The sequence below is a fragment of the Leifsonia sp. Soil_N53 genome, from assembly GCF_057655165.1.
On record NZ_JBDGMM010000052.1, the window covers coordinates 1 to 26,354 of the forward strand.

The window sequence follows — 26,354 nt, forward strand, 5'->3', positions numbered from 1 at the left end:
GGCCGCGCGCATCCCCGCGGCGGCGACGGCGAAGGGCGGCGCGGCGGCCGGAGCGGCGGCGATGGCGGCGAGGACGGCCTCCTGCAGCGCCGTCGACCCGGCGAACAGCACCTCGCGCTTGTCCGCGTAGTGGCGGAAGAACGTGCGCTCGGTGACGCCGGCCCGCTCCGCGATGTCGGCGACCGTGGTGCCCTCGAAGCCGCGCTCGGCGTAGAGCTCGATCGCCGCCCGCTCCAGGCGGCCGCGCGCGTCCGGTGTCCAGCGTCCCACGGCTCGAGTGTAGCGGTGTCCGCGCCGTGATGACAGTTGCTGACATCAGTGCTATCGTGATGTCAGCCACTGACGACAGCCACTGACATCACTCGCACCACCATCACCGACTCGGGAGGTCATCCCCATGCGCGTCTTCATCACCGGAGCATCCGGCTGGATCGGCTCCGCCGTCGTCCCCGAGCTCGTCGCCGCCGGCCACGAGGTCACCGGCCTCGCCCGGTCCGAGGCGTCCGCCGAACGCATCCGCGCGGCCGGCGCGACGGCCGTGCCCGGCTCGCTCGACGACCTGGAAGGCATCCGGACCGGCGCCGCAGCGGCCGACGCCGTCATCCACCTTGGCTTCAAGCACGACTTCTCCGACTACGCCGGCGCCGGCCGCACCGAGCGCGCCGTCGTCGCCACGATCGGGGACGAGCTCGTCGGCTCGGACCGGCCGTTCCTGTTCGCGTCCGGCATCGTCGCGCAGCCGGGCACGGTGCTGACGGAGGACGTCGCCTCGCCCTACGTCGGCCCCGACGCTCCCCGCGGCGGTGGCGAGGCGTTCGCGTTCGAGTACGCCGACCGCGGAGTACGGCCGGTCGCGCTGCGGTTCTCGCCGACCGTCCACGGCCGCGGCGACCACGGCTTCAGCGCCGAACTGGTCCGCATCGCCCGCGAGAAGGGCGTCGCCGGGTACGTCGGCGACGGCTCCAGCCGCTGGCCGGCCGTCCACCGGCTCGACGCCGGGCGGCTGGTGCGGCTGGCGCTGGAGCAGGCCACCCCCGCGGCGCGCGTGCACGCGGTCGGCGAGGAGGGCATCCCCGCGCGGGAGATCGCGGCGGCGATCGGAAGCGGGCTCGGCCTCCCCGTCGCGTCCATCGCGCCGGAGGACGTCGACGCGCACTTCGGCTGGATCGGCCGGTTCTTCGGGATGGACGTCCCGGCCTCCAGCGCGATCACCCGCGAGCGCTACGGCTGGACGCCGACCGGGCCGACCCTGCTGGAGGACTTCGCGTCCGGCGCCTACTTCGAGGCCGTCGCCGCCCGCTGAGCCGCGGGCGCGGGCAGCAACCCCAGCACGGCGGCGGCGAAGAAGCACACCGCGCCGCCGACCGTGCCGACGCCCGTCCAGAACGGGCTGAGGAGGGCGTCGCTACCCGCCGGCTCGAAGGCGCCCACCGCCGCGAAGCCGAACAGCACGGAGCCGAGCAGGTTGAGCACGGCGCCGACGCCATCCCGGCGCGTCCCGCGCTGCCGGGCGACCGCGGCCACGGCGATCAGGCTGGAGACGAGGAAGCAGATCGACCCGTAGGCGTCCGGCCGCCAGCCCGTGCCCCCGGCCGCACCGGCGGGAACCGCCGCGGCGAGCGCGATCGTCGTGCTCGCGTTGAAGAACAGCGTCCCGACGAACTGGATGATGGACGAGCTCCGGTTCGGGACACCGAGGGCCAGCCCCGCGCCGAGAGTGAAGAACACCGAGCCGACCACGAACACCACGTTCGTGACGATCGCGCCCAGCGCGGCCGCCACCGACGGCAGCGCGGCGACCGCGAAGCACGCCGATCCGACCGCGAAGGAGGCATCGGAGAGCAGGAGCCTTCTCCGCTCCCCGCCGCCTCCTCCGTCGCTCACGCCGGCCCGCTAGTGCGCGAAGTGCGTCCGCGAGCGCGCCGACTCCGTCGCCTTCGCCCCGGCCTCGACGGCGCCGGCCTTCGCTGCCTGCTCGCCCAGCTCGGCGCAGACCGCGCGGATGTCGTTCACGAGGTCCCCGGCCAGGTCGACGTTGAACCCGTCGCGCACCACGATCCGGAGCACCGCGACATCCGTCGCGTCGGCCGGCATCGTGTACGCCGGCACCTGCCAGCCGCGGGCCCGGAGCTCGTGCGACACCTGGAAGACGGTGTAGGGCGTGCCCTCCTTCAGCGCGAACGAGATGACCGGGATGGCGGATCCGTCCGTGATGACGTCGATCACCGGGTCCTCAGCGAGACCCTTGGAGATGAGCAGTGCGGTGTCCCGGAGCGCCTCCATGATCGCGGTGTAGCCGGAACGGCCCAGCCGCACGAAGTTGTAGTACTGGCCGACGATCTGGTTGCCCGGGCGGGAGAAGTTCAGCGTGAACGTGGGCATGTCCCCGCCGAGGTAGTTCACCCGGAACACCAGGTCCTCCGGCAGGTGCTCCGGAGAGCGCCACACCACGAAGCCGATGCCGGGGTAGGTCAGCCCGTACTTGTGGCCGCTGACGTTGATCGACACCACCCGCGGGAGCCGGAAGTCCCACTCCAGGTGCGGGTGCAGGAACGGGACCACGAAGCCCCCGCTCGCGGCGTCCACGTGCACCGGCACGTCCGGTCCCCCGGAGGCGGCGAGCGCGTCGAGTGCGTCGCAGATCGCCGCGATCGGCTCCAGCTCGCCGGTGTAGGTGGTGCCGAGGATGCCGACGACGCCGATGGTGTTCTCATCCACGGCGTCGACGACCTGCTCCGGCGTGATGACGTAGCGGCCCTTCGCCACCGGCAGATAGCGGGGCTCGACCTCGAAGTAGCGGCAGAACTTCTCCCAGACCACCTGCACGTTCGTGCCGAGCACGAGGTTGGGCATCGCGCCCGGGTCGGCGCCGGAGACGCCCGCCCGCTTCGCGCGCCAGCGCCACTTGAGGGCGAGGCCCCCGAGCATGACGGCCTCGCTCGAACCGATGGTCGCTGCGCCGGTCGGCTCGCCGGGCTCAGCGTGGAAGAGGTCGGCGACGATCGAGACGCAGCGGCGCTCCATCGCGGCCGTCGCCGGGTACTCGTCCTTGTCGATCATGTTCTTGTCGAACGCCTCGGCCATCAGGATCTCGGCCTCCGGGTCCATCCACGTCGTGACGAAGGTGGCGAGGTTGAGCCGGGAGCTGCCGTCCAGCAGCAGCTCGTCGTGGATCAGCCGGTAGGTGCTGGCCGGGTCGGTCGCCTCGTCGGGCAGGAGGTCCGGCGGACTCTTGCGCGACAGGCGGCCGGTGTACGCGGGGGCGAGGCGGGTGTCACCGCTCGCTGTCTGGATGTCTGACTCGAGCCGCGCCATGCGCCGCCCCTCTCTGCCACGGCGCCGCCACGGGCCGGCGGCGCCTCCCTATCGGCAGCGGATCACTTCGACTTGTCGAGCTTTCCGATCTCGCTGCCGCTCGTGTCGTAGACGACCAGGGTGCTGCCCTTGGCCGTCCCGCTCGCCGCCTTGGCCAGCCACTCGTCGACCCCGTCGCACGCCATCATGGTGCTGGCGATCGGGCCGAAGGTGATGGTGTCGCCGTCGACCGAGCCTTTTCCGGACAGGCGGTTGCAGCCGTCGGTTCCGGAGAAGGTGCCGTCGTTCTCGATGGTGAGGTTCGGCTGCGCCGCAGCCGTCGAACCCCAGGTGCCGACCAGCGCCGCGCCGCTCGGGGTGCCGGCGCAGCCGGCGAGGAGGGCGATGGCCGCCGCTGCGACGATTCCGCCGCCGACGAGACGGGCGCGGGCCCGCCGGATCGTTCGCGTCATGTCGTCCCCCCTCTGCGGTCCGCCGGATGCGGCGATCCGCGTCACGAGGCCGAGGATAGCCGGGCGCGGCGCGCGCGCAACAGGGTGCTCACCTGTGATCTCACCCGGCGGTGAGGTCGTCCACCAGCGCCAGGACCGTGGGGCTGCCGAGGATGCGGAAGTGGCCGCCGACCGGCACCTCGATGTTCCGCGCGCCCGGCAGGAAGCAGCCGTCCGGGATGTGCGGGTCGTACCAGCCCCAGATCGAGACGACCCGGCCCACATCCACACCATCGGACGCCAGCCGCACGAGCTCGGGATGCCCCGGCCGCAGCGCCTGTACCGCGGGGAGCGGCACGAACCCCGCGAGCGCCGAGCCGGAGAACGGCGTGGCGATCGCGATCACCCGGTGGATGCGGGCGGAGGCGTCCGGCCTCCCCAGCAGCATCCGCGCCACCAGGCCGCCCTTGCTGTGCGCGACCACGGTGACACCGCTCAGGCGCTGCTCGCGGAGATACTGCTCCACCCGGTCGGCGGCCTCCCCGAGCGACATCTGCAGACCGCCCAGGGCGGTGACGACGTGGACCGGGTGCCCGGCGGCGTGGAGCCGGCGGGCGAGCGGGCGCAGGAAGCGCCACGTCTCATAGATGCCGGGCAGCAGCAGGATGGGAGCACCCTCCCCGCTCTCGTCGACGAGGGCCTCCGGCGGGTCGCGGTCGAGGGTCGCCCTGAGCTGGTGCCGCAACACGTACTCGTAGTCCGCCAGGAGCACGCCGGCCCGGCGGCCGAAGCGCAGCAGGCCGCGGACCGGACCGGGATGCGCGCGCTCTGCCACGCTGCCCAGCATCGCGCCGCCGGGCGGTCTTGCCAAGCCTCAGGCGCTCTTGCCAAGCATCGGGCCGGGGTGGATAGTTTGCGACATGGGCGATGTGATCGCATTCATCCTGTGCTTCGTGCTCTTCCTGGTGGGGCTCTTCCTGCTGGGGCTCGCCGACACGCTCCCCGCCTGGCAGGGCCTGGTCTTCTTCGCCGGGATCGTCTGCATCGCGCTGTCGTTCGGCATCCCGGTGCACCTGCTGGGGCATTCGGAGATGTAGCGCGGACCTCGTCGGCGCGCGGACCTCGTCGGCGCGCGGATCTCGTCGGCGCGGAGGGCGCCGGCGCTATCGCACGCCGCGCGATCACATGTCCGGCGGCGTGCGCACCCCGGAGTCGGCGCGGAAGCCGGCCGTGGCCTCCTCGTACGTCGTGTGCTTGCGCGCCGGGTGCGACTCGGCGGGCGGTGGAACGTCCGCACGGCTCAGCGCGTGGAGCACGAGCTGTTCGACGAGCTCGGCTGCGGTCGTCTCCCGGTGACGGGCGATGCGGACCAGTGCGGCGAACTCGCGCTCGCCGAGGCGGATCGTCAGGGGGATTCCTGCTGGGGCACGGCCGGGGCCGTGAGCGGAGGCGGGCTCAGCGACATCAATAGCGTGAGAATCCTTCATAAACCGATCGTCTCATGGGCGGCCGTTCTTTGAAAGAACCCAAATCTTCGGAGAATACGCCGCATCGCGGACGTGTCCAGTGGGACGGTCGTTCTGCGACCGTCAACCGCCCGCGTCCCGGTCGATCACCCCCGTTCGGGGACGCTGCCGTGACGGTCGGATGAACAGCGGATGAAGCACCCTCCGGAAACGCCCAGGCCACTCCTAGGCTCGCTCCTGTCCCTTCCCCCGGAGGTCATCCCGCCATGTCCCAGCGCGCCCGTCTCGCGGCGCTCTTCGGCGTACTGGCGGCACTCGTCGTGGTCGCCGTGATCGTCGCCATCGCCGCGCGTCCGGCCGCCGTTCTCGCGGAGCCGTCCACCGAGATCGCAGTGACCGCGGGGACGGACGGCTGCGGGCACGGCTGGGCCGACGACGGCCAGGCAGCCGGCGGAACGGTCTCCTTCGACGTCTCGAACACGACGATCGCGGGCATCGAGGTCTACCTGCAGGCGGTCGACACCCAGAAGGTCTACCTCGACCTGGAGGGCATCGGGGCCGGCGCCCACGCGCACGCCCGGGTGACTCTCGGCGCCGGCCGCTATCGCTTCGTCTGCCTGCCCGCCGACGCCGACCCGGCGCACGGGCCCACCGTGCACGTGAGGTCCGCTCCGCCGGGGACGCCGCTCACACCCGGGATCGTGCCGGTCACCCGCATCGACCTCATCCCGCCGGCCCAGGCGTACGGCGCCTGGGTCTCCTCCCGCCTCCCCGCCCTGCGCCAGCAGGTCGCCGCAGTCGCGGCCGACGCCGAGGAGGGCGACTTACCCGGTGCGAGACGCGACTGGCTGACCGCCCACACCACCTATGAGACGCTCGGCGCCGCCTACGACGCGTTCGGCGACGTCGGCGAGGCCATCGACGGGCTGCCCGGCCACGGGCTGACCGGATTCCACGCCGTCGAGGCGCCGCTCTTCACGGGAGCGGCCGCCAGCGCGGTCGTCGGTCCGGCCCAGCAGCTGGTCGCCGACGTCGACACGCTCATCGCGGAGTTCCCGAAGGCGCAGATCGACCCGGGCGACATCGCGCTGCGCGCGCACGAGATCGTGGAGGACGCCATCCGGGACGTGCTCGCCGGCGCGGCCGACGCCGGGTCGGGCACCGAGCTCGCCACCATCGACGCCAACCTCACCGGCGCGAGCGAGGCGCTGGCGCCGCTGCACGACATCCTCGCCACGCGCTATCCGCAGCTCGCGCCGACACAGCAGTCGCTCGCGTCGACGCAGCAGCTCGTCGAGAGCTTCCGCGGCCCCGACGGGACCTGGACGCGGCTCGCGGCGCTGACCACCGCCCAACGCGAGCACGTGGACGCGGCGCTCAGCGAGACGGCCGAGCTGCTGGCGCCGGTGGCGGCGATCTGCGATCCGAGGAGGGCACCATGACGGCAGTCGGGCGGAGGGACTTCCTGGCCGCGGGCGCGGGAGTCGCGGCCGGGGCCGCAGTGGCAGGCGGGGCGGGCGCAGCGCTGGCACCCGCCGCGCACGCGAGCACGCCGGCGGCGCGGTCCGCAGCCGTCCCGTTCCACGGCGAGCACCAGCAGGGCATCCTCACTCCTGCCCAGCGCTCGGCCGCGTTCGTCGCGCTGGACGTGACGGCGGCCTCCCGTGCCGAACTCGCCGACCTGTTCAAGACCATCACCGAGCGCGCGCGCTTCCTGACGACCGGAGGCACGCCGCCCGACCCCGGGCTGACCGCGCCGCCGCGCGACTCCGGCGTCCTCGGCCCCACGGTCGTGCCCGACGGGCTCACCGTCACGCTGTCCGCCGGAGCCTCGCTCTTCGACGACCGGTACGGCCTGGCGTCGGCCCGCCCGGCGCGGCTGCGGACGATGGACGAGTTCCCGGACGACTCCCTCCGCCGCGAGGTGTGCGACGGCGACCTGCTGCTGCAGGTCTGCGCCGACGACCGGGACGCCGTGACCCACGCGGTGCGGGAGATCGCGCGGGCGACCCGCGGCGGGATGGGCGTGCGCTGGCGGCAGGACGGCTTCATCTCCCCGCCGCGGCCCAGCGGCACCCCGCGCAACCTGATGGGGTTCAAAGACGGCACCAGCCAGCCGGACGTGCACGACGCGGCACTGATGAAGAAGCTGGTGTGGGTGCAGGGCACGGGAGCCGAGCCCGCCTGGACGGCCGGCGGCAGCTACCACGTCGTCCGGGTCATCCGGATGCTGGTCGAGTTCTGGGACCGCGTGAACCTCCACGAGCAGGAGAACATGATCGGCCGCCGCCGCGACACCGGAGCGCCGCTCACGGCCTCGGCGGAGCACGACGACCCGCACTACGAGAACGACCCGACCGGCGATGTCATCCAGCTCGACGCGCACATCCGGCTCGCCAACCCGCGTACAACGGCGAGCGCCGACCAGCGGATGCTGCGCCGCGCCTACAACTACGACGGCGGCGTGGACGCCAACGGCACGCTCGACATGGGGCTCGTCTTCGTCGCCTTCAACCAGGACCTCGACCGGCAGTTCGCCGCCGTGCAGAAGCGGCTCGCCGGCGAGCCGCTGACGGACTACATCCAGCCGTTCGGCGGCGGCTACTACTTCGCGCTCCCCGGAGCCCGCGACTCCTCCGACTGGCTCGGGCGCACGCTGCTCGCGTGAGCGGCGCCCCGCATCCGGCCGGAGGACCCAGGTAACACCCCCGACACAACGACAGAACAAGGAAGCAGGAATCGTGTCCAGACTCCAACGTCTGCGCCGCCACCCGGTCGCCTCGGCCGGACTGGCGCTGCTCGGCGCAGCGACCCTCGTGGGGGCCGGCATCCTCGCCGCCGCTCCCGCGTCGGCGTTCCCGGCCCACGGAACCCCCGACCACTCCCACCAGACCCAGACGCCGATCAAGCACCTGGTCGTGATCTTCGGAGAGAACATCTCCTTCGACCACTACTTCGGCACCTACCCGAACGCGGCCAACACCGACGGCACGAAGTTCACGGCGGCGCCCGGCACCCCGAAGGCGAACACCCTCGTCACGAGCGGCACGCTCACCAAGAACCCGAACCTGTACGCGCCGTCGCGGCTGACCCCGGCGCAGGCGATCACCTGCGACCAGAACCACGGCTACGCCGCCGAGCAGGCCGCGCTGGACGGCGGCAAGATGGACATGTTCGTCCAGAAGACCGAGACCGACACCTGCACGGGCGCGTTCGGCCAGCCCGGTCTGGTCATGGACTACTACGACGGCAACACCGTCACGGGTCTCTGGAACTACGCGCAGAACTACTCGATGAGCGACAACATGTGGGACACCACCTTCGGCCCGTCGACCCCCGGCGCGCTGAACCTGGTCTCCGGCCAGACCCACGGCGGCACGGCGTACGACCCGAAGACCGGCGCTGTGCTGCCGACCTCCACGGCCGTCCAGTCGAAGAACGCCGCCGGCGTCGGCACCGTGATCGGCGACCCCGACCCGGTGTACGACGACTGCGCGGACAGCGACCACACCTCCAGCTCGGCGCTGGTGGGCATGTCCGGCAAGAACGTCGGTGACCTGCTCAACGCGCGCGGTGTCAGCTGGGGCTGGTTCCAGGGCGGATTCACGCCGACCACCCCGTGGAACGGCCAGGCCGGCAGCTACGCCCAGTGCGACGCGACCACCGCGAACGTCGGAGGCGCCACGCCGAAGGACTACTCGCCGCACCACAACCCGTTCGAGTACTACAAGTCCACGTCGAACCCGCACCACCTGCCGCCGACGTCGACCCAGGCGATCGGTCACACCGACCAGGCCAACCACCAGTACGACCTGACCTCGTTCGACAAGGCGCTGGCCGCGAACAACCTGCCGGCCGTCTCGTTCCTCAAGGCCCCGGAGGCCCAGGACGGCCACGCCGGCTACTCCGACCCGCTGGACGAGCAGAAGTTCGTGGTCAACGAGATCAACGCCCTCCAGAAGTCGAAGGACTGGGCGAGCACGGCCGTCATCGTGACGTACGACGACTCGGACGGCTGGTACGACCACGTCGCACCGACCATCGCCAACGGCTCGAACGACTCGTCCGTGGACTCCACGATGTGCACCAGCGTGAAGAAGGTCGCCGCCGGCTACGCCGACCGCTGCGGCCCGAGCCAGCGTCTGCCGTTCCTCGTCGTCTCGCCGTGGGCCGCGCAGAACAAGGTCGACCACACCGCGATCGAGCAGACCAGCCCGCTGAAGTTCATCGAGGACAACTGGAGCACCGGCCGGATCGGCGACGCGTCGTTCGACCAGCGCGCCGGCTCGCTCGACGGGCTGTTCGACTGGAAGCACCCGCAGCAGCGCGAGGTGCTGCTCGACCCGGCCTCCGGCGCCGTCGCGAAGGTCGTGCCGACGCACGGCCACAGCGGCCGCCCGTAGGTCAGCACTGAACCGGGACCGCCGGGCACGCGGACTCCTCCGCGTGCCCGGCGGTTCGTCATTCCGGCCGGGTGGTGAGGAACTCGTCGAGGGAGAGCGGGCGACGACCCGTGACGCGCTCGACGTCGCCAGTCGGACCGGACAGCTCGCCGGCGGCGATCGCGGTGTACGTGGACACCCAGGCGTCGTACTGCCACTGCGGCACGCGCCACTTCTTCCGCGACTCGTAGGCCTCCGCCACGGTCTCGTCGTGGAACGAGACCGCGCGGCCCAGGTGGGCGGTCAGCTTCTCGGCGACCTCGGCCAATGTGAGATCCTCCGGGCCGGTGAGGTCGTAGGCGACGTTCCGGTGCCGTTCGGGATGCCGCAGGACTTCGGCGGCGACGCGGGCGACGTCCGCGCGCGCGACCATCGCCGCGCGCCCGTGGCCGGCCGGACCGCGGATGACGCCGTCGTCGCCGACCAGGGACTCCGCGAAGTCGAGGTAGAGGTCGTCGCGGAGGAACGTGTACGCCATCCCACTGGCGGCGATGCGCTGCTCGGTGGCGTAGTGATCGCGCGCGAGTGTGAAGGTGGCGTCCGGCGCCGCGCCGAAGAACGAGGTGTACACGAGGTGCTGCACGCCGGCCTCCGCCGCCGCGTCGACGAACGCGAAATGCTCGCGCACCCGCTGGTCGTTCTCGGCCGCCGATACCATCAGGACGGTGGCCACCCCCGCCAGCGCCGCGCGCACCGACGCGCCGTCGCCGTAGTCGCAGGCGACCACCTCGCTGTCGGGGAAGCGCGGCGCCCGCTCGGGCGAGCGCGCCAGCATCCGGAACCGCACTCCGGCGTCCGCCAGCTCCGACGCCGCCAGCCGGCCCACCGTCCCGGTCACCCCGGTCACCGCCGTCATCCCCATGGCACCATCCTGCAACGGAGGGAGGCAACCCGCATACCTTGACCCTGACATCGTGTCAGGCTGGAGCGTGGTCTCCATCATGTACACCATCGGGGAGTTCGCCGCGATCGGGCGGGTCAGCGTCCGGATGCTGCGGCACTACGACGCCATCGGCCTGCTGCCGCCGGCGCGCGTGGACGAGCACAGCGGGTACCGCTCGTACTCCGACACGCAGCTGGCGAGCCTGCTGCTGATCGTCGAGCTGCGCCAGCTCGGGATCGGCCTGGACGCGATCGCCGCCGTGCTCGCGTCCGACGACCCGCGGCCCGCCCTGTCGGCGGCGCTGCGGCAGCGCCGGGCCGAGCTGGAGGCCGGCATCGCCGACGACCGGGACCGGCTCGACCGCGTGGAGCGACGTCTCCGCATACTGGAAGGAACGGAAACCATGACAGAAACCGTCGAATACCGCCCGCTGGAGGCGCTCACCGTCTACGCCGTCAGCGGCACCGCGCCCGGGATGGGCCCCGAGCTGGTCGGGCCGATGGTCGGGCCGCTCATCGGGTCGCTCGACGACGCGCTGCAGGCCGCCGGCCGGCCGCTGCTGGAGCCGTCGGTGTTCTGGTACGAGGCCAGGGCCGACGAACGCCTCGAAGTGCACATCTCGTACCCGGCCGAGACGCCGCCGCGGGAGGGCGAGGGCTACGAGGTGGTCGAGCTGCCGGAGGTCCCGCTCGCCGCGACGCTGCTGCACCGCGGGGATATGACCGGCATCGGCGACTCCTGGATGGCGCTCATGGAGCGCATCGCCGCCGACGGCTACCACGTCACCGGCCCCACCCGCGAGGTCTACTTGGAGGCGACCGGCCACACCCCCGGCCCCGACTGGGTCACCGAACTCCAGGCCCCCGTAGCCCCCACCTCCTGACCCCATCCATCGCTTCCGGAGTTGTGTACGCCAGGGCACGGCGTGTCGCGTACACGACTCCGGAAACGATGGTGGCGGAGGTGGAGGCGCGCGGCTAGATGCCGCGGGCCAGGCGGTAGTAGGCGGCGTTCCAGTCGAGCTCGCGGGAGAACGCGCGCAGCGTGGTGTCCTCGTCGATGATCAGCAGCTCGGTGCGGGCCATGCGCGCGAAGTCCTCGAACGCCTGGATGCCGACCGCGGTGCTCATCACGGTGTGGTGCGCCGCGCCGGCCTCCAGCCACGCCGTCGCCGACGTGCGGAAGTCGGGCGCGGGCTTCCACACCGCGCGGCCGACCGGGAGCTTCGGCAGCGGAGCCGTCGGCTCCACGACCTCCACGACGTTCGCGACCAGCCGGAAGCGGTCGCGCATGTCCGACAGCGCCACGACCACCGCGGGCCCGGGGTCGGCGGTGAAGACCAGGCGCACCGGGTCGTCCTTGCCGCCGATGCCGAGCGGGTGGACCTCCAGCGTCGGCTTCGCGCTGCTGAGCGACGGCGAGACCTCGAGCATGTGCGCGCCGAGGATGCGCTCGTCGCCGGGCGTGAGGTCGTAGGTGTAGTCCTCCATCAGCGACGCGCCGCCGGGGAGGCCGGCGCCCATCACGTTGGCGGCGCGCACCAGGATGGCCGTCTTCCAGTCGCCCTCCGCACCGAAGCCGTAGCCCTCCGCCATCAGGCGCTGCACGGCGAGGCCGGGGAGCTGCTTGAGCGCGCCGAGGTCCTCGAAGCTGGTCGTGAAGGCGCCGAAGCCGCCCTCCTCCAGGAACGACCGCAGCCCGAGCTCGATCGCCGCGCCGTCGCGCAGCGACTGGTGACGCTCACCACCGCGACGCAACTCGGGGACCACGTCGTAGAGGTCCTCGTACTCGGCGACCAGCGCGTCGATGTCGGAGGCGGAGGCGGCGGCGACCGCATCCGCGAGCTCGTTCACGCTCCAGGTGTTGACCTGCACGCCGAACCGCAGCTCGGCCTCGGTCTTGTCGCCCTCCGTGACCGCGACGAAGCGCATGTTGTCGCCGAACCGGGCGAGCTTCAGGGAGCGGGTGGCCGCGTGACCCGCGGCGGCGCGCGTCCAGGTGCCGATGCGCTGCGTCACTGCCGGGTCACTGACATGGCCGACGACCGTCGTGCGCGGCACGCCGAGCCGGGTCTGGATGTACCCGAACTCGCGGTCGCCGTGCGCCGCCTGGTTGAGGTTCATGAAGTCGAAGTCGATCTCGCCCCACGGCAGCTCGACGTTCGCCTGGGTGTGGAAGTGCAGCAGCGGCTTCTGGAGCGCGTCGAGGCCGGCGATCCACATCTTGGCCGGGCTGAAGGTGTGCATCCACGCGACCAGGCCGATCACGGCGTCGTCGGCGTTGGCCTCCAGGACGATGCGGCGGATGGCGTCGGAGTCGGTCAGCACCGGCTTCCAGACCACGCGCACCGGCACGTCGGCGGACGCGCCCAGCTGGTCGGCGATGCCACGGGACTGCTCCGCGACCTGCGCGAGCGTCTCCGGTCCGTAGAGGTGCTGGCTGCCGGTGAGGAACCAGACCTCGTAGTGGTCGAGGGAGGTCGTGAGCTTCGGCATCAGGCGAGGGATCCTTCCGGGTTCTGTCCGTAGACGTTCTGGTAGCGGTCGAAGAGGCTGTCGATGCCCTCCTGCGGGATGGGGACGAGCGGGCCGCCCTGCCGTGCGATGTGCACGGTGCGGGCGACGTCCTCCGCCATGACCGCGGCCTTGACGGCGTCGCGCGCGTCGCGGCCGATGGTGAAGGGGCCGTGATTCTGCATGAGCACGGCACGGCTCCGGTGGCCGTCGAGCGTCGCGACGATGCCGCGGCCGATGGAGTCGTCCCCGATGATCGCGAACGGGCCGACCGGGATCTCGCCGCCGAACTCGTCCGCCATCGCGGTGATGACGCACGGGATGGCCTCGGCGCGAGCCGCCCACGCCGTGGCGTAGGTGGAGTGGGTGTGCACGACGCCGCCGACCTCGGGCATGTGCCGGTACACGTAGGCGTGCGCGGCGGTGTCGGAGGACGGGGACCGGTCGGATCCCGGCGAGCCGGGCACGACCTCCCCGTCGAGGGTGCAGAGGATCATGTTGTCCGGCGCGAGGTCGTCGTAGTCGACGCCGCTCGGCTTGATGACGAAGAGGTCCTCGCCGGGGACTCGTCCCGAGACGTTGCCGCCGGTCCAGATGACCAGGCCGTAGCGGACCAGCTCGGCGTGGAGGGCGGCGACCTGCTCGCGGACCCGGCGGACGGCGGGGGACTCGGCGGCGGGGGTCTCGGTATCGGGCTTCTCGGCGGTCATCGACCGGCTCCCTTCAGGGCGATGGATGCGACGGCGGCGCGCTCGGCCGCCAGGCCGTCGTGGTAGCGGGCGAGGTACGCGCCGAAGCCGGCGACGTCGTCCGGGTGCGGCTCCACGGTGTCGAAGGAGAAGCCGCCGAACACGTCGCGGTCGAGGTAGACGTCGAGCGGGGTGCCCTCGCCTGCGGCGCGGAGGTACGCGGCCAGCACGGCGACGCCCCACGCCCCGCCCTCCGACGCGGTCTCGGCGACCGACACCGGCGCGTCCAGCGCCCCGGCCAGGAAACGCTGCGCGACGCCGGCCGTGCGGAACATCCCGCCGTGCGCGAACATCCGGTCGAGCGCGGCGCCCTCCGCGTGCAGCACGCGCATCCCGAGGGCGAGCGTCCCGAAGACGCCGTAGAGCTGGGCCCGGGCGAAGTTGCCGAGCGTCAGGCGGCTGTCCGGGGTGCGGACGACCAGCGGCCGCCCCTCGTCCAGGCCGGTGATCGGCTCGCCGGCCAGGTAGTTGTAGGCGAGGAGACCTCCGGCGTCGGGCTCGCCGTCGAGCGCCTCGCGGAAGAGCGTCTCGAAGACCGCGTCGGGCGCGACGGGCGCGCCCGCGGCCTCGGCGAACCTCATGAACAGCGATGCCCACGCCGACAGCTCGCTCGCGCCGTTGTTGCAGTGCACCATCGCGACGGCGTCGCCGGCGGGGGTGGTGACCAGGTCGAGCTCGTGGTGCGCTTCGGCGAGCGGGCGCTCCAGGACGACCATCGCGAAGATGCTGGTCCCGGCGCTGACGTTGCCGGTGCGCGGCGCGACGGAGTCCGTGGCGACCATGCCGGTGCCGGCGTCGCCCTCGGGCGGGCAGAGCGGGATGCCGGGCTCGAGCGCGCCGGACGGGTCGAGGAGGAGCGCCCCGGCGGGGGTGAGCTCCCCGGCGGCCTCACCCGCGACGAGCACCTCGGGCAGGAGGTCAAGGAGGGCCGGCAGGTCCGCCGTGCCACGGACGTGCGCGTCGTACCGCGCGACCAGCTCCGCGTCGTAGTTCTTCGTGGCCGAGTCGATCGGGAACATCCCCGACGCGTCGCCCACGCCGAGGACGCGGCGGCCGGTGAGGCGCTCGTGCACGTGGCCGGCGAGCGTGGTGATCGAGTGCAGGCGCGCCAGGTGCGGCTCGGCGTCGAGGACGGCCTGGTGGAGGTGCGCGATCGACCAGCGCAGCGGGATGTTGACGCCGAACAGCGCGCTGAGCTCGGCACTCGCCGGGCCGGTCGTGGTGTTGCGCCAGGTGCGGAACGGCACCAGCAGCTCGCCGTCGGCGTCGAACGCGAGGTAGCCGTGCATCATCGCGGAGACGCCGATGGCGCCGAACTTCTGGGGCCGCACGCCGTGGCGCGCCTCCGCGTCGGCGACGAGGCCGGCGTAGGCGGCCTGGAGGCCGGACCAGACGGCGTCGAGGGAGTACGTCCAGATGCGGTCGGCGAACTCGTTCTCCCAGTCGTGGGAGCCGACGGCCAGTACGGTGGCGGGGTCGTCGGCGTCGACCAGGCAGGCCTTGATGCGCGTGGAGCCGAATTCGATGCCGAGGGCGGTGCGGCCAGCGACCAGGGCGTCGCGGTGGGTGTTCATGGTTCTCTCACTCCGTTGTGACCGGTCACATGTGCTGCAACGAGTGTAGGCGATCCCACCCACGGGATCAAGCCGAGTCGCGCACGACCAGCGTGGGTGCGACCGGCGCGGCGAAGGCGAGCTCGCGGCCTTCGATGAGGGCGACCAGGCGCGCGACGCCGCGGCGGCCGAGCTCGGGGAAGTCCTGCCGCACGGTCGTCAGCGGCGGCGCGAAGAAGGCGGCCTCCGGGATATCGTCGAAGCCGACGACCGCGAGGTCCTCCGGCACCCGCCGTCCGCGCTCCCGCGCGGCGTGCAGCAGGCCGAGCGCCATCTGGTCGTTGGACGAGAACACCGCGGTCAGGTCGGGGTCGGCGAGCAGCTCGGCGCCGATCGCGGCGCCCGACGCGGCGGTCCAGTCACCCTCCCGCGAGAGCACCGGGTCCAGCCCGGCCGCGGCCAGTTCGGAGACGAAGCCGTCGCGGCGCGCCCGCGCCTCCGACCAGTCGCCGGGCCCGCCGAGGTGCGCGATGCGGGTGTGCCCGCGATCGAGCAGGTGGCGGGTGGCCAGCCGGGCGCCCTCCACCTGGTCCACGAAGACGCCGTCGTCGCCCGCGAGCCCGGCCCCGTGCAGGGTGACGGACGGGACCTCCAGCGAGAACGCGGCCATGGCCTCCTGCACGGCACGCTGCGGCGCGATCACGATGACGCCCTCGACGGACTGAGCACCGAGGTGGTCGACCGCCGCACCCAGGTCGGCCGCGGCGAGGGAGGCCGCGTGCGCGACGGTCACGAAGTAGCCGGCGTCGCGCGCGGCCTGCTCCACGGCGTCGATGCTGGAGGCCGGCCCGAACAGCGAAGACGCCGACGACGCCAGCACTCCGATGGTCCGCGAGCGCGCGGTGGTGAGCATGCGGGCGGCGCGGTTGGGTCGGAAGTTGAGCTCGGCCATCGCGGCGAGCACCCGCTCGCGCGTCTCCGGCCGGATGCTCGGGTGGTCGTTGAGCACGCGCGACACCGTCTGCCGCGAGACGCCGGCGGCGGCCGCGACCTCCCGCACCCCGGGTGCCCGTCCGCTCTCGCTCACATCCACACCCTAGTAGGCGGCTGGGATGACCCCGACGGCCCCGCTCAGTCGATGAGGCCGAGTGCCGAGAGGCGTTCGAGGACCTCGTGGCCTGCGGGAGGGCAGCGTTCGGCGTCGGCGGTGGTGACCCAGTGCACCGCGTCCACCTCGCCCGACGGCGTCGGGTCGGCCTCGGTCGCGGCGCGGAACACGCGCATGTGCACCTGCCGGCCGTCCGGCTCGCCGTGCGCCTGGGTGCGCACCTCGAACAGCTCGACCAGGGCGTCCGGGTCGAACGCGAGCGCGACCTCCTCGTCCGCCTCGCGGGCCGCCGCCTCGGCTGCGGTCTCACCCGGGTCCACTTTGCCGCCCGGCATGTAGTAGACGTCGCGGCCCCGGGAGGTCACCATCAGCACGCGCCGCTCCCGCAGCACCGCGACGGCGGACACCAGCAGTGGGGCGAGGCTCACGGCTCGACCAGCTGCTTGAGCTGGCGGAGTCCCTTCTCGAGGTCCGGGCCGATCAGCTTCTCCAGGTTGAAGAAGCGGCTGAAGAACGTCTTCGGGCTCTCCATGCGCCAGATGACGCGCGTGCGGTCGCGCTCCGGCGCCAGCAGGAAGCGGACGTGGCTGCTCGACCGGAACGGCCGCGTGAAGTGCAGGGCGACGCCGACGCCGTCGGGCTGCACCGACTCGAGCCGCATCGTCCCCGCGCCCGCCTTGCGGTTGCCGTTCCACGCGTAGGTCGAGCCGACCGCTCCGGGCTCGCCGGTGTACACGCGCTCCAGTGCGGGGTCCATGCCCTCCCAGGGCGACCACTCCACCCAGCGCGGCAGCTCCGCGATGTACGGCAGCAGGGCCTCGGGCGTGGTCTGGATCGTGTCGGTGCGCTCGATGACGATTGTTCCGGCCATGCGCACACCTTAGCGGCATGGCATGATCGGGGCTGTGACCGGGCGAACGATGCTCCTCGACAGCGCTTCCCTCTACTTCCGCGGGTTCTACGGCGTCCCCGATACGGTGCGGGCGCCGGATGGCACGCCGGTGAACGCGGTCCGCGGCTTCCTCGACATCATCGCGAAGCTCGTGACCGACTACGGCCCCGAGTCGCTCGTGGCGTGCTGGGACGACGACTGGCGGCCGCGCTGGCGCGTCGACCTCATCCCGAGCTACAAGGCGCACCGCGTCGCCGAGGTGGTGCCGGGCGGGGTGGACGTCGAGGAGGTGCCCGCCGAGCTCGTCGTGCAGGTCCCCCTCATCCGCGAGGTGCTCGACGCCCTCGGCATCGCGATCGTCGGCGCGGCTGCGCACGAGGCGGACGACGTGATTGGGACGCTCGCCACGGTCACCCCCGGGCCGGTCGACGTCGTGACCGGCGACCGCGACCTGTTCCAGCTCGTCGACGACGGCCGGGACGTGCGCGTGGTCTACACGGCGCGCGGGATGAGCAACCTCGAGGTGCTGACGGACGCCACGGTCGTTGCCAAGTACGGCATCCACGCCGGCCAGTACGCGGACTTCGCGGTCATGCGCGGCGACTCCTCCGACGGCCTGCCCGGAGTCGCGGGGGTCGGCGAGAAGACGGCGAGCGCGCTGCTCGCAGAGTACGGCGACCTGGCCGGGATCGTGGCAGCGGCCGCCGATCCGGCCAGCGCGATGAAGCCCGCGCTCCGCGCCCGGTTCGCCGCCGCCGTCGACTACCTCGCCGTCGCTCCGACGGTGGTGGAGGTCGTGCGCGACCTCCCGCTCGGAGACGTCGACGCCCGCCTGCGCGCCCCGGGCGACGACCGGCGCGCGGCCCTCGCCGCCCTCGGCGAGCGCTGGGCCCTCGGCGGCTCGCTCGACCGCTGCCTCACCGCGCTCACCGCCGCCGCGTCCTGACGGCTCCCGCCGTCGCTCACGCGGACGCGTCGTCGGTGAAGCGCCAGAGTTCGCGCTGGGCGAGGAGCGCGAGTTCCCGGAGCACGTCGAGGTCGCCCTCGGACTCGGCGGGCTGACGGGCGGTGCGGCCGAGGACGCAGATCGCGCCGATCCGGGTGCCGTCGGGAGCCTCGACCGGGTAGCCGGCGTAGAAGCGGAGGTGGGCCGGGCCGGTGACCAGCGCGCTGGTCGCGAACCGCTCGTCGTGCTCGGCGTCCGGCACCACCATCCCGTCGGGCGAGTGGATGGTGTGCAGGCACGCCGACTGCTCGATCGGGACCTCGGTGAGCGTCGTCCCGACGGCCGCGATCGGCCACTCCGTGCGGTCGTCGAGCACGGAGAACACCGCGATCTCGGTGCCGAGCGTGCGCCGCGCCGTGCTGACCAGACCCTCCAGCCGGCGGTCGCGCGTGCGCTCGGCCAGCCGCAGCCGGGCGATCGCCGCCACGCGGTCGGCCGTGGTGGAGGCGTGGTGTCCGGTCTCCACCGGGTGCCCGATCAGGCCGGGGGCGAGCGCGTCGGCGATCCAACGCGCCCAGTAGAGGTAGTCGGCGGGGGTCCGGTGGCGTCCGCCCTCCGGCTTCGGGGATGCCGGCAGCGGCAGGAAGACCGCCCCGGTCTCGGCGCAGGCCGCGTTCGCCACGCGGTTCAAGCGTTCGGCGTGCTCCTGGACGAAGTCGCGGAACGCGTCGTCGTAGGGTGGCAGCGACCGGATCGGCTGCGCGCCGAGCCAGACGACCGTCCCGGCCCCGTCGGCGCGGACCTGCCGGAGCAGTGCGGCGACGTGCGCGCCCCACCGGCGCGGTTCGACCATCCGGATCGTGTCGGCCACCGTCGCGCTGAGGATGACGATGTCGTACCGGGCGGCCCGCGCCGTGCGCACCATCCCGGCGACTCGGCGGACGCCCGCCGACGGGTGCGCGGCGACATCGACGACGACGCCGCGGCCGGTGGTCGCCGCCAACGCCCGGGCGAGCGCGCCCGGCAGCGCGAGGTCGTGGCTGCCGACGCCCCAGCCGATCACCGGCCCGGAGCCGGCGAGCAGCACCCGGAGGCTCTGCCGTCCGGCGACGAACGCCTGCGGCGAGTCCGTCGGCCGCACCAGCCCTTGCCGGACCGATGCGACGCGCAGCAGCCTCAGCCGCGCGACGAGCCGCCGCGATGCGCCGAGCCGGACGTCTCCCACTCGAAAGACCGTAGCCCGCTCCGGCGTGCTCGTCACCTGCGGCTCGCCAGAACCGCCGGTGAGCACCCCTCCCGGAATTCGTGCCGATTTCTCACTTTCCGTCAACCCCCTGGCCAGATCGCAGGAGGAGACTAACTTCTGTAGTCCGGGGACTCGGGGCCGGGCTGAGGGGCAGGAGGGGACCGATGACGATGACGACAGCGGCTCGAACGGCGGTGGAGGGTTTCCGGCAGGAGACCCGGCTGGAGGCGCCGCACGGACACCACGAGCACGGTCCGGGGTACATCGTGCACGCGCTCGGCCGGGACTTCCATGTCACCGACGAGATGGCGCGCATCTTCCTCAACCAGGTGGAGCGGGTCGCCGAGACGGACAGCTCGGCGCTCGTGATCCTGCGGCACGCGCACGGAGTCGAGCTGCTGATGGTGACGGACTCGACGTCCTTCTCGATCCGGCCGATGACGGCCGCGGACCTGGTCACGCCGCGGGCGGCCTATCCTCGGATGCGTGGCTGACCAGACCGACACGGACTCCCGCGATCGGGAGGCCGTCGATGCGGCTCGCGTCGCCGTGTCGGAGGCCGTCCGGCTGCTGACCGACGCCGAGGCCAGGGACGAGGCGCTCGCGGTCCTGCTCCCGCGGCGGCGCACGTTCGGCATCCCGCGTGAGCCGGTGCTCCGACCCGCGGGACGGGTGTGGCGGCTGGGGGTCCTCCTGCTCGGCCGTGACGGCGCGCTGTACGCCACCGGTCAGCTCGTGCGGGCGACGCCGCCGGGCCGCACCCAGTACGTCTCGGTGTCCGCGGAGACCCGGCGCGCGTATCGCGCGGCGGCGGAGCGCGGGCACTTCCGCGACGGCGAGACCGTGGACTTCGACGCGCCCGAACTCGACCTGACCGTGCCGGCGCTGCGGGCCGGCACCGGCCCGCTCCTGCTGCGGGAGGGCGTGCTGCTCGTGCGGTGGAGCGCGTCCTCCGGACAGACCGTCGGCTTCCTGGACTACCTGGCGGAGCGCGTCGACCTGCTGGCGCACCCGCCGGAGGGCGCCTGACGCTCCACCGTGCCCGGGCGGTTACGCCTCGGTCGGGGTGGTGTCGGTCTTCTTGCCGGTGACCTCGTCCAGCTTGTCGGACGCCTTGCCCACGGCCTCCGACACCTTGTCGCCGAGGTCGGAGGCGGCGCGCCCGGCGAAGTCGCGGACGTCGCCCTTCACCTGCTGCACCTGGTCCGAGCCGGAGAAGCCCTGCCATTTGCTCCGCATGTTCTCGTAGGCGCCGCGGCCCGCGCGGGACCCGACGACGAACCCGACCGCGACCCCTGCCAGAAAGATGATGACCTTCATGGGCTGCACCGTACGCGCGCGACGGCGACGGCGCCAGGAGCAGAATGGACGGGATGACGGAACCGATGCTGGACCGCGACGGCGAGGTGGCACGCTTCGAGCGTGCGGCGGCCGGGTGGTCCGAGCGCGCCGGCGCCACCACAGTGCCCGTGCCGGCGGAGGTCGCCGCCGCGCTGCTCGTGGAGGGCGCGAGCGACCGCGCGGCCTGCCTGGAGGCCTTCCGGCTGCTCGGGGTCGACCCGGCCGCCGCGGGCGTCGCCGTCCTGCCGATGGGCGGCGCGATGAGCGTGCGCCGCTTCGTCGAGCTGCTGCGCCCGGCGGAGCTCCGGCTGCACGGCCTGTGCGACGCGGGCGAGCTGCGCTTCTTCGAGCGCGCGGGGCTGGACGCGGCCTCCGTGTCGGTGTGCCGGCCCGACCTGGAGGGCGAGCTGCTGCGGGCGCTCGGCGCCGAGCGGGCGGAGGCCGTGCTCGCGCGGGAGGGCGACGTGACCCTGTTCCGCACCTTCCAGCGGCAGCCGGCGCAGCGCGAGCGGCCGGTGCTCGCCCAGCTGCACCGCTTCCTCGGCACGACGTCGGGCCGCAAGGAGCACTACGGGCGCGTCCTCACCGCGGAGCTCGCGCCCGCGGAGCTGCCTGCACCGCTGCGGGAGGCCGCCGAGGGCGTGCTCGGCCCCTAGGCTCGCCGCCTGGGCACAGCGCCTAGGCTGGGCCGCATGCCCACCACCTCCCCCGAGTTGCTCGACCGGCTGGCCGTCCTGTTCGCCGCCCGCGACCGCGAGAACATGGCGCCGACCATCGACGCGTTCCTGGCCGTACTCGCCGAGCATCCCGACGACCCGCACGTGCTCTACGAGGTGGGCGGCTCCTACGACACCGCGGGCGAGGAGGAGACGGCCGCCGGCTACTACGAGCGCGCGCTCGCCGCCGGGCTGGACGGCGACGCCCTCCGCAAGTGCCTGCTGCAGTACGGCAGCACGCTGCGCAACCTCGACCGCTTCGACGAGTCGCTGGCCGTGCTCGACCGGGCGCGCGCGGCGTTCCCGGAGTCCGAGTCCGTGCGGGTGTGGCACGCGCTCTCGCTGCACGCCGCGGGCCGCAGCGACGGCGCGGTCGCCGAGCTGATGGAGCTGGCCGCCGACCGCATCCGGACCCCCGACCTGCTGCGCTACGAGGCCGCCGTGCGCGGCAACGCCGAATACCTCCGCGAGCTCGACGCCGCCCGCTGAGGCTCAGGCGAGCAGCGCCGCGACGACCAGCAGCACCGGGACCGCGAACAGCGTCGTCAGCAGGACGATGTCGCGGGCGACCGGCATCCCGCGCTCGTAGCGGGCCGCGAAGTTGTAGACGTTCTGCGCGGTCGGGAGGGCGGCGAGCGCGACCGCCGCGAACAGCGCATGCCCTTCGAGCCCGAAGGCGAACCGGGCGACCGCGAACGCGACCAGGGGCATCACGACCGACTTGAGCGCCACTGCGGTCGCGATCTCCGCGCGGCTGTGCCCCGCCTGCAGCGGTCGCGACCCGTACAGCGACATCCCGAACGCCATCAGCACCAGCGGCACCGCCGCACCGCCCAGCAGCTCGAACGGCTGGTAGACGGCGGCAGGGACGGGGATGTCGAGCACATCGACGAGGATGCCCAGCAGCGAGGCGATGATCATCGGGTTGCGCACGGGCTGCGTCAGGATCGACCGCAGCGACACCGTCCCGCGGCTGGTGACATCCAGCAGCGTGAGCGCGATCGGCGCGAACACGATGAGCTGGAGCAGCAGCACCGGCGCGACGTAGGACGCGCTGCCCAGCACGTACACGGCGACCGGGAGGCCGATGTTGTTCGCGTTGACGTAGCCGGAGCCGAGGGTCCCGATGATGGTCTCGGGAGCGGGCCGCCGGAAGAACAGCCGCGAGAGCGCCACGAACAGCCCGGCCGCGACGACCGCTGCGACGGCGGCGACGACCAGCTGGGTCGAGAACACCACCTTCAGGTCGGCGTGCGCGAGCGTCACGAACAGCAGGGCCGGGTTGGTGACGAAGAACGCGATGCGGTTGAGCACGTAGGCGGCGGTGGGGCCGCCGATCCCCAAGCGTCCCGCGATGTAGCCGACCAGGATGACGAAGGCGATGATCCCGAACCCGGTCAGCACTCCACTCATCGGCCCGGCGCCTCCTCTCGTCCCCCCGATCCTGTCAGGAACTCAGCGGATCGCGTGCATCCGCCCGGAGCCGCGCGAGCACCAGCGTCCCGAGCCCGGTGCCGATCAGGGCGCCGAGCGTGTTCGCGATCACGTCGTTCACGGTGCCGAACCGGGCGGGGAGGAGGGCATGCTGCGCCAGCTCGATCGCGACGCTGCAGAGCAGGCCGGCGAGCGGCGCCAGCCACCAGCGGCGGAGGCCGACGACGAGCACGAGGAGCAGCGCGGGCGTCACGAAGAACGCGACGTTGGCGGTGAATTCGAGGACGCCGTAGGCGTCGATCGGCCGCACCCCGAAGCGGCCCAGAGCGTCGAGGGCGCGGAACAGCAACCGATCGAGCGGCCGGTCCACGGGTGTCGGCCACAGCCCGACGACGGCCATGACCGCACCGTACGCGACGAGCCCGAGCGCCGCTCTGCTGCGGATCGGGGAGGCGGCGGGCATCGCTCCAGCGTAGGACGGCCCGATCGGGAAATGCTGTACGCCAGACGTCAGGTTCCACCGAGCCTAGGCGCGCCGCCCGCGCCCGCCCCTGGCCACCCGCACGGCCCCCGCGACCATCACCACCAGCACCCCGGCAGCGAGCGCCGTGACCGCGACCACCGCGCTCGGGAGGCCGCCCGTCGCACGCGAGACCGCGATCCACACCAGCCCCCACGCGGAGGCGAGCGCGGGCGCCAGCCGGCCGCGATCCCACACGGCGAGAGCGCAGGCGACCGCGGCGAGCGCCACGAGGACGCCCATCGCCCAGAGCTCAGGAGACACACCGAGCCCGGAGAAGCCCGCGGCCTGCAGCCAGGCCGCCACGTTGGCCGCCGTGGCCACCATCACCCAGCCGAGGTAGAGGCCCATGGTCCCGTCCAGCAGCACGGCGTCCGCCGTCGTCCCGCCCGGCTCGTGCCGCAGCCGCACGAACGCCACCACGAGCACGGCCAGCAGCAGCACGATCGCCGGGACGCTCAGCGCCAGCATCCCGGCCTGCACGGTGAGGATCCAGCCCGCGTTGAGGAGGAGCGAAGCCGTCACCCAGTAGCCCACCGCGCGCTGTCGGTGGCGCGCGGCCTGCGACGTCATCGCCTGCCAGATCGCGTAACCGGCCAGCCCCAGGTAGATCACCGACCAGATGGCGAACGCCGGGCCCGCGGGAGCGAGGAGCGTGGCGTCGGGTCCGAGGGCGCCGCCCGCCACCCGGGGGATCGGCTCCCCGCCCACGAGGCCGGAGCCGTAGACCGCGCCGCCCAGCGCGACGACGGTCGCGACGATCACTGCACTCTGGCGGATGCGGTCGGCGACGGTGGGGTGCGTCGTTCCGAGCGGCAGCCTTCGGGTGAGGCTGGTCATGGCCGAGAACGTAGTCCCGAAACCGGCGGAACGGTATCCCCTTGCGCGTGGGCGGATTCAGCGCTGCGGAGGTCGTCCGGACGCGATCACCACGGTTCCGTCGAGGTCCTCGTCGGCAACGACCCGCGCGGAGAGACCCGCCGTCGCGAACAGCCCGGCGGTCCGCTCCGCCTGCTCGGCGCTGGTCTCGATGACGACCGAGCCGCCCTCCGCCAGCCACTCCGGGGCCTCGGCGGCGATGCGGCGGTGGAGGTCGAGGCCGTCCACGCCGCCGTCCAGTGCGACCCGGGGCTCGTACACGCGCGCCTCCGGCGGCATCAGCCCGATGGCGTCGGTGGGCACATACGGCGCGTTCACGGCGATCACCGCGAAGCCGCCTTTCAGCCCGGCGGGCAGCGGCGCGAACAGGTCCCCCTCGAAGACCCGGCCGGGTTCGAGGTTCGCTCGGGCGGCCCGCACGGCCGCGGGGTCCACATCGGCCGCGTAGACGACGGCGCCGGGCACCCGCGCGGCGATGACGGCGCCGATGGCGCCCGCGCCACAGCAGAGGTCGAGGACGGCATCCCCCGGTCGGGTCAGCGCCGCGGCCTCCCGGGCGAGGAGCTCGGTGCGGCGACGCGGGACGAAGACGCCCGCGTCCACGTGGATGCGCAGCCCGCCGAACTCGGCAAAACCGAGCAGCGGCTCCAGCGGCTCGCCCGCGACGCGGCGCGCGACCATGGCCTCCAACTCGTCCGGCGAGGCCGCCGCCGCCAGCAGCAGCGCGGCCTCCTCCTCCGCGAAGACGCAGCCCGCGGCGCGCAGCCGGCGGACGATGTCGTCGCGGTCGCGGCCGGGGTCCACGCGAGCGCTCACCGGGCCATGCTAGCCGAGCGGCCTCCGCCCACGGCTCACGGCGCCGGGTAGGGCTGCCCGGCGAGGGCCAGAGTTCAACCCCCTGCGCCGAGCCTTGACCCGGCGCTGTTCCGCTCGTATGGATGGGACATGAAAAGGATGCACTACGCGAGCGGCTCGATGCTCACCGGCGACGCGATCGCCGACGTCCTGGTGCGGTACGCCGCGGCCCTGGCCACGAGCGCCTCCGCCGCAGAGGTGCACGCTCCCACGATCGTCGAGTCCGGCGAGCCGGGCGAGACCACACTGCTGCTCGGCCCCGCCAGCCAGATCCTCACCGAGCACGAACCGTTCGACGGCGCCGAGCTCCGGGACGACGCGTTCGTGCACGACCTCGACGAACGGATCGCGCGGCTGGGGACGCCCCGCGCCACGTTCGTCCAGCGCGGCACGGACGACGTGGACGACCTCGACGTGGACCTGCTCTGAGCCGCGTTTCTGCGGTCACGATGCCCGAGGCGCGCCGACCTCCCGATACATCACTGCACTGGCGGATCGGCGATTGCCGCGTACTATCTGCCGGGAGGGCAACTCCGGGGAGTAGGACATGCAGGTGTTCCACGTCTACATCGACGAATTGCGCTTCACGTTCGTCGATCGCGAGCCTGTCGAAGAGCTGAAGCAGCGGGTGATTCAGGCGAGCCGCAGCGACGGCGACTTCGTGGCGATCACGCAGTCCAGCCGGCCGCCGACCGAGATCTTCGTGACCAGCCAGACGCGGGTGCGCATCGAGACGGCCAGCATCCCGCGCGAGCCGGCCGCGGTCGGGGATCACGAAGAGGACGACTCGTTCTGGTTCGACTTCGACTCGATGAGCTGACGCCGCTGGGCCACGCACGTCGCTGAGCCCGGTCGGCCGAACCGGCGGCACGCGCGCGGGACTGTAGCCCGATTACGGGGATTCCAGTATGGTCGCGGCATGACCATTCCTGAGGACGAGAACAAGCCGCAGCCTCCCGCGGGCGGCGAATCCACCGGCGCCGTCCCGCCGGTCCCCCCGGCCGCCGAGCCGGCCGCCGCACCGTCCGAGCCTGTCGCCGCGCCGGCCGAGCCCGTCGCACCTCC

Annotated in this window: 32 protein-coding genes; 13 read left to right on the top strand and 19 right to left on the bottom strand. The window is 72.9% G+C overall.

Going from position 1 to position 26,354, the window contains the following annotated elements:
- On the bottom strand, positions 1-270 hold a 270-nt coding region (locus AC3A3H_RS07140), incomplete at its 3' end, for a TetR family transcriptional regulator (RefSeq protein ID WP_487613858.1).
- 127 nt (positions 271-397) lie between these two features.
- Between AC3A3H_RS07140 and AC3A3H_RS07145 the strand changes: the two genes are divergently transcribed.
- Positions 398-1,303 carry an SDR family oxidoreductase gene (locus AC3A3H_RS07145; protein ID WP_487613859.1) on the top strand — a complete coding sequence of 302 codons (906 nt, stop codon included), beginning with the start codon at positions 398-400 and terminating at the stop codon, positions 1,301-1,303.
- Here the strand turns inward: AC3A3H_RS07145 and AC3A3H_RS07150 are convergent.
- The 4 genes from AC3A3H_RS07150 to AC3A3H_RS07165 form a co-directional block, all read right to left on the bottom strand.
- A complete protein-coding gene (locus tag AC3A3H_RS07150) occupies positions 1,276-1,884 on the bottom strand; it encodes a hypothetical protein (protein ID WP_487613860.1) in 609 nt (202 codons plus the stop codon). The two genes, AC3A3H_RS07145 and AC3A3H_RS07150, sit on opposite strands and share 28 nt — an antisense overlap.
- Before the next feature lie 9 nt (positions 1,885-1,893).
- Positions 1,894-3,315, bottom strand: a complete 1,422-nt coding sequence (gene gad / locus AC3A3H_RS07155; RefSeq protein ID WP_487613861.1) for a glutamate decarboxylase — start codon at positions 3,313-3,315, stop codon at positions 1,894-1,896.
- 62 nt (positions 3,316-3,377) lie between these two features.
- A complete protein-coding gene (locus AC3A3H_RS07160) occupies positions 3,378-3,767 on the bottom strand; it encodes an META domain-containing protein (RefSeq protein ID WP_487613862.1) in 390 nt (129 codons plus the stop codon).
- 100 nt (positions 3,768-3,867) lie between these two features.
- The gene (locus AC3A3H_RS07165; RefSeq protein WP_487613863.1) at positions 3,868-4,581 is read right to left on the bottom strand and encodes an esterase/lipase family protein; all 714 of its coding nucleotides are present in this window, start codon (positions 4,579-4,581) and stop codon (positions 3,868-3,870) included.
- A gap of 85 nt (positions 4,582-4,666) precedes the next feature.
- On the opposite strand from AC3A3H_RS07165, the gene AC3A3H_RS07170 reads away from it, so the two are divergent.
- The gene (locus AC3A3H_RS07170) at positions 4,667-4,843 is read left to right on the top strand and encodes a hypothetical protein (RefSeq protein WP_487613864.1); all 177 of its coding nucleotides are present in this window, start codon (positions 4,667-4,669) and stop codon (positions 4,841-4,843) included.
- 84 nt (positions 4,844-4,927) lie between these two features.
- Here the strand turns inward: AC3A3H_RS07170 and AC3A3H_RS07175 are convergent, their stop codons facing one another.
- On the bottom strand, positions 4,928-5,233 hold the full coding sequence (locus tag AC3A3H_RS07175) for a hypothetical protein (protein WP_487613865.1): 306 nt from the start codon (positions 5,231-5,233) through the stop codon (positions 4,928-4,930).
- A 245-nt stretch (positions 5,234-5,478) separates the two neighbouring features.
- Here AC3A3H_RS07175 and AC3A3H_RS07180 point away from each other — a divergent pair, with 245 nt between their 5' ends.
- From AC3A3H_RS07180 to AC3A3H_RS07190, 3 genes are all read left to right on the top strand, one after another.
- A complete protein-coding gene (locus tag AC3A3H_RS07180) occupies positions 5,479-6,654 on the top strand; it encodes an imelysin family protein (RefSeq protein WP_487613866.1) in 1,176 nt (391 codons plus the stop codon).
- Entirely contained in the window at positions 6,651-7,880 is a 1,230-nt protein-coding gene (gene efeB / locus AC3A3H_RS07185; RefSeq protein ID WP_487613867.1) for an iron uptake transporter deferrochelatase/peroxidase subunit, read from the top strand. The genes AC3A3H_RS07180 and efeB overlap by 4 nt, the downstream gene beginning before the upstream one ends.
- A 73-nt stretch (positions 7,881-7,953) precedes the next feature.
- Complete coding sequence (locus AC3A3H_RS07190; protein ID WP_487613868.1) at positions 7,954-9,615, top strand: phospholipase C; 1,662 nt, start codon at positions 7,954-7,956, stop codon at positions 9,613-9,615.
- Between the two features lie 58 nt (positions 9,616-9,673).
- Here the strand turns inward: AC3A3H_RS07190 and AC3A3H_RS07195 are convergent, their stop codons facing one another.
- Entirely contained in the window at positions 9,674-10,516 is an 843-nt protein-coding gene (locus tag AC3A3H_RS07195; RefSeq protein ID WP_487613869.1) for an SDR family oxidoreductase, read from the bottom strand.
- Positions 10,517-10,568: 52 nt separating this feature from the next.
- On the opposite strand from AC3A3H_RS07195, the gene AC3A3H_RS07200 reads away from it, so the two are divergent.
- Positions 10,569-11,420, top strand: coding sequence for a MerR family transcriptional regulator (locus tag AC3A3H_RS07200; protein ID WP_487613870.1), 852 nt, complete (start codon positions 10,569-10,571; stop codon positions 11,418-11,420).
- Between the two features lie 94 nt (positions 11,421-11,514).
- Here the strand turns inward: AC3A3H_RS07200 and araA are convergent, their stop codons facing one another.
- The 6 genes from araA to AC3A3H_RS07230 form a co-directional block, all read right to left on the bottom strand.
- Positions 11,515-13,032, bottom strand: a complete 1,518-nt coding sequence (araA, locus tag AC3A3H_RS07205) for an L-arabinose isomerase (protein ID WP_487613871.1) — start codon at positions 13,030-13,032, stop codon at positions 11,515-11,517.
- On the bottom strand, positions 13,032-13,760 hold the full coding sequence (locus AC3A3H_RS07210) for an L-ribulose-5-phosphate 4-epimerase (RefSeq protein WP_487613872.1): 729 nt from the start codon (positions 13,758-13,760) through the stop codon (positions 13,032-13,034). Before AC3A3H_RS07210 ends, araA begins: the two co-directional genes overlap by 1 nt.
- A complete protein-coding gene (locus AC3A3H_RS07215; RefSeq protein WP_487613873.1) occupies positions 13,757-15,373 on the bottom strand; it encodes a xylulokinase in 1,617 nt (538 codons plus the stop codon). Before AC3A3H_RS07215 ends, AC3A3H_RS07210 begins: the two co-directional genes overlap by 4 nt.
- Before the next feature lie 67 nt (positions 15,374-15,440).
- Positions 15,441-16,439, bottom strand: coding sequence for a LacI family DNA-binding transcriptional regulator (locus AC3A3H_RS07220; RefSeq protein ID WP_487613874.1), 999 nt, complete (start codon positions 16,437-16,439; stop codon positions 15,441-15,443).
- A gap of 44 nt (positions 16,440-16,483) precedes the next feature.
- Positions 16,484-16,888 (bottom strand): NUDIX hydrolase, encoded by a 405-nt coding sequence (locus tag AC3A3H_RS07225; protein WP_487613875.1) that lies wholly within the window; start codon positions 16,886-16,888, stop codon positions 16,484-16,486.
- Positions 16,885-17,331: an SRPBCC family protein gene (locus tag AC3A3H_RS07230; protein ID WP_487613876.1), complete on the bottom strand. Its 447-nt coding sequence runs from the start codon at positions 17,329-17,331 to the stop codon at positions 16,885-16,887. The genes AC3A3H_RS07225 and AC3A3H_RS07230 overlap by 4 nt, the downstream gene beginning before the upstream one ends.
- Positions 17,332-17,365: 34 nt before the next feature.
- Between AC3A3H_RS07230 and AC3A3H_RS07235 the strand changes: the two genes are divergently transcribed.
- The gene (locus tag AC3A3H_RS07235; protein WP_487613877.1) at positions 17,366-18,298 is read left to right on the top strand and encodes a 5'-3' exonuclease; all 933 of its coding nucleotides are present in this window, start codon (positions 17,366-17,368) and stop codon (positions 18,296-18,298) included.
- A gap of 16 nt (positions 18,299-18,314) precedes the next feature.
- Here the strand turns inward: AC3A3H_RS07235 and AC3A3H_RS07240 are convergent, their stop codons facing one another.
- Positions 18,315-19,523, bottom strand: a complete 1,209-nt coding sequence (locus tag AC3A3H_RS07240; protein WP_487613878.1) for a GDSL-type esterase/lipase family protein — start codon at positions 19,521-19,523, stop codon at positions 18,315-18,317.
- A gap of 185 nt (positions 19,524-19,708) precedes the next feature.
- Between AC3A3H_RS07240 and AC3A3H_RS07245 the strand changes: the two genes are divergently transcribed.
- Together AC3A3H_RS07245 and AC3A3H_RS07250 are read left to right on the top strand one after the other, a co-directional pair.
- Positions 19,709-20,038 carry a TetR family transcriptional regulator gene (locus AC3A3H_RS07245; protein WP_487613879.1) on the top strand — a complete coding sequence of 110 codons (330 nt, stop codon included), beginning with the start codon at positions 19,709-19,711 and terminating at the stop codon, positions 20,036-20,038.
- Entirely contained in the window at positions 20,031-20,573 is a 543-nt protein-coding gene (locus tag AC3A3H_RS07250) for a hypothetical protein (protein WP_487613880.1), read from the top strand. Before AC3A3H_RS07245 ends, AC3A3H_RS07250 begins: the two co-directional genes overlap by 8 nt.
- Before the next feature lie 21 nt (positions 20,574-20,594).
- Here the strand turns inward: AC3A3H_RS07250 and AC3A3H_RS07255 are convergent, their stop codons facing one another.
- Complete coding sequence (locus AC3A3H_RS07255; RefSeq protein ID WP_487613881.1) at positions 20,595-20,864, bottom strand: hypothetical protein; 270 nt, start codon at positions 20,862-20,864, stop codon at positions 20,595-20,597.
- Positions 20,865-20,917: 53 nt separating this feature from the next.
- On the opposite strand from AC3A3H_RS07255, the gene AC3A3H_RS07260 reads away from it, so the two are divergent.
- Positions 20,918-21,541 (top strand): TOPRIM nucleotidyl transferase/hydrolase domain-containing protein, encoded by a 624-nt coding sequence (locus AC3A3H_RS07260; protein WP_487613882.1) that lies wholly within the window; start codon positions 20,918-20,920, stop codon positions 21,539-21,541.
- A 36-nt stretch (positions 21,542-21,577) separates the two neighbouring features.
- Entirely contained in the window at positions 21,578-22,090 is a 513-nt protein-coding gene (locus tag AC3A3H_RS07265; RefSeq protein WP_487613883.1) for a tetratricopeptide repeat protein, read from the top strand.
- 3 nt (positions 22,091-22,093) lie between these two features.
- On the opposite strand, the gene AC3A3H_RS07270 is transcribed toward AC3A3H_RS07265, so the two are convergent.
- The 4 genes from AC3A3H_RS07270 to AC3A3H_RS07285 all read right to left on the bottom strand — a co-directional run bounded on the left by AC3A3H_RS07270 (position 22,094) and on the right by AC3A3H_RS07285 (position 25,250).
- Positions 22,094-23,014 carry an AEC family transporter gene (locus AC3A3H_RS07270; protein ID WP_487613884.1) on the bottom strand — a complete coding sequence of 307 codons (921 nt, stop codon included), beginning with the start codon at positions 23,012-23,014 and terminating at the stop codon, positions 22,094-22,096.
- A 34-nt stretch (positions 23,015-23,048) separates the two neighbouring features.
- A complete protein-coding gene (locus AC3A3H_RS07275; RefSeq protein WP_487613885.1) occupies positions 23,049-23,498 on the bottom strand; it encodes a VanZ family protein in 450 nt (149 codons plus the stop codon).
- Between the two features lie 63 nt (positions 23,499-23,561).
- A complete protein-coding gene (locus AC3A3H_RS07280) occupies positions 23,562-24,395 on the bottom strand; it encodes a tryptophan-rich sensory protein (RefSeq protein WP_487613886.1) in 834 nt (277 codons plus the stop codon).
- Between the two features lie 57 nt (positions 24,396-24,452).
- Positions 24,453-25,250, bottom strand: coding sequence for a putative protein N(5)-glutamine methyltransferase (locus AC3A3H_RS07285; RefSeq protein ID WP_487613887.1), 798 nt, complete (start codon positions 25,248-25,250; stop codon positions 24,453-24,455).
- Positions 25,251-25,379: 129 nt separating this feature from the next.
- On the opposite strand from AC3A3H_RS07285, the gene AC3A3H_RS07290 reads away from it, so the two are divergent.
- Entirely contained in the window at positions 25,380-25,718 is a 339-nt protein-coding gene (locus AC3A3H_RS07290) for a hypothetical protein (RefSeq protein WP_487613888.1), read from the top strand.
- Positions 25,719-25,836: 118 nt separating this feature from the next.
- On the top strand, positions 25,837-26,109 hold the full coding sequence (locus tag AC3A3H_RS07295; RefSeq protein WP_487613889.1) for a hypothetical protein: 273 nt from the start codon (positions 25,837-25,839) through the stop codon (positions 26,107-26,109).
- Positions 26,110-26,354: the final 245 nt, after the last annotated feature.

Bases quoted from the DNA above. Each gene is read 5' to 3' on its own strand.
- AC3A3H_RS07215 (WP_487613873.1), bottom strand. From the start codon at position 15,373: ATGAACACCCACCGCGACGCCCTGGTCGCTGGCCGCACCGCCCTCGGC.
- AC3A3H_RS07275 (WP_487613885.1), bottom strand. From the start codon at position 23,498: ATGCCCGCCGCCTCCCCGATCCGCAGCAGAGCGGCGCTCGGGCTCGTC.
- AC3A3H_RS07265 (WP_487613883.1), top strand. From the start codon at position 21,578: ATGCCCACCACCTCCCCCGAGTTGCTCGACCGGCTGGCCGTCCTGTTC.
- AC3A3H_RS07180 (WP_487613866.1), top strand. From the start codon at position 5,479: ATGTCCCAGCGCGCCCGTCTCGCGGCGCTCTTCGGCGTACTGGCGGCA.
- AC3A3H_RS07245 (WP_487613879.1), top strand. From the start codon at position 19,709: ATGACGATGACGACAGCGGCTCGAACGGCGGTGGAGGGTTTCCGGCAG.
- AC3A3H_RS07170 (WP_487613864.1), top strand. From the start codon at position 4,667: ATGGGCGATGTGATCGCATTCATCCTGTGCTTCGTGCTCTTCCTGGTG.
- AC3A3H_RS07145 (WP_487613859.1), top strand. From the start codon at position 398: ATGCGCGTCTTCATCACCGGAGCATCCGGCTGGATCGGCTCCGCCGTC.
- AC3A3H_RS07255 (WP_487613881.1), bottom strand. From the start codon at position 20,864: ATGAAGGTCATCATCTTTCTGGCAGGGGTCGCGGTCGGGTTCGTCGTC.
- AC3A3H_RS07160 (WP_487613862.1), bottom strand. From the start codon at position 3,767: ATGACGCGAACGATCCGGCGGGCCCGCGCCCGTCTCGTCGGCGGCGGA.
- AC3A3H_RS07280 (WP_487613886.1), bottom strand. From the start codon at position 24,395: ATGACCAGCCTCACCCGAAGGCTGCCGCTCGGAACGACGCACCCCACC.
- AC3A3H_RS07195 (WP_487613869.1), bottom strand. From the start codon at position 10,516: ATGGGGATGACGGCGGTGACCGGGGTGACCGGGACGGTGGGCCGGCTG.
- araA (WP_487613871.1), bottom strand. From the start codon at position 13,032: ATGCCGAAGCTCACGACCTCCCTCGACCACTACGAGGTCTGGTTCCTC.
- AC3A3H_RS07270 (WP_487613884.1), bottom strand. From the start codon at position 23,014: ATGAGTGGAGTGCTGACCGGGTTCGGGATCATCGCCTTCGTCATCCTG.
- AC3A3H_RS07260 (WP_487613882.1), top strand. From the start codon at position 20,918: ATGACGGAACCGATGCTGGACCGCGACGGCGAGGTGGCACGCTTCGAG.
- efeB (WP_487613867.1), top strand. From the start codon at position 6,651: ATGACGGCAGTCGGGCGGAGGGACTTCCTGGCCGCGGGCGCGGGAGTC.
- AC3A3H_RS07210 (WP_487613872.1), bottom strand. From the start codon at position 13,760: ATGACCGCCGAGAAGCCCGATACCGAGACCCCCGCCGCCGAGTCCCCC.
- AC3A3H_RS07230 (WP_487613876.1), bottom strand. From the start codon at position 17,331: ATGGCCGGAACAATCGTCATCGAGCGCACCGACACGATCCAGACCACG.
- AC3A3H_RS07175 (WP_487613865.1), bottom strand. From the start codon at position 5,233: ATGAAGGATTCTCACGCTATTGATGTCGCTGAGCCCGCCTCCGCTCAC.
- gad (WP_487613861.1), bottom strand. From the start codon at position 3,315: ATGGCGCGGCTCGAGTCAGACATCCAGACAGCGAGCGGTGACACCCGC.
- AC3A3H_RS07295 (WP_487613889.1), top strand. From the start codon at position 25,837: ATGCAGGTGTTCCACGTCTACATCGACGAATTGCGCTTCACGTTCGTC.
- AC3A3H_RS07290 (WP_487613888.1), top strand. From the start codon at position 25,380: ATGAAAAGGATGCACTACGCGAGCGGCTCGATGCTCACCGGCGACGCG.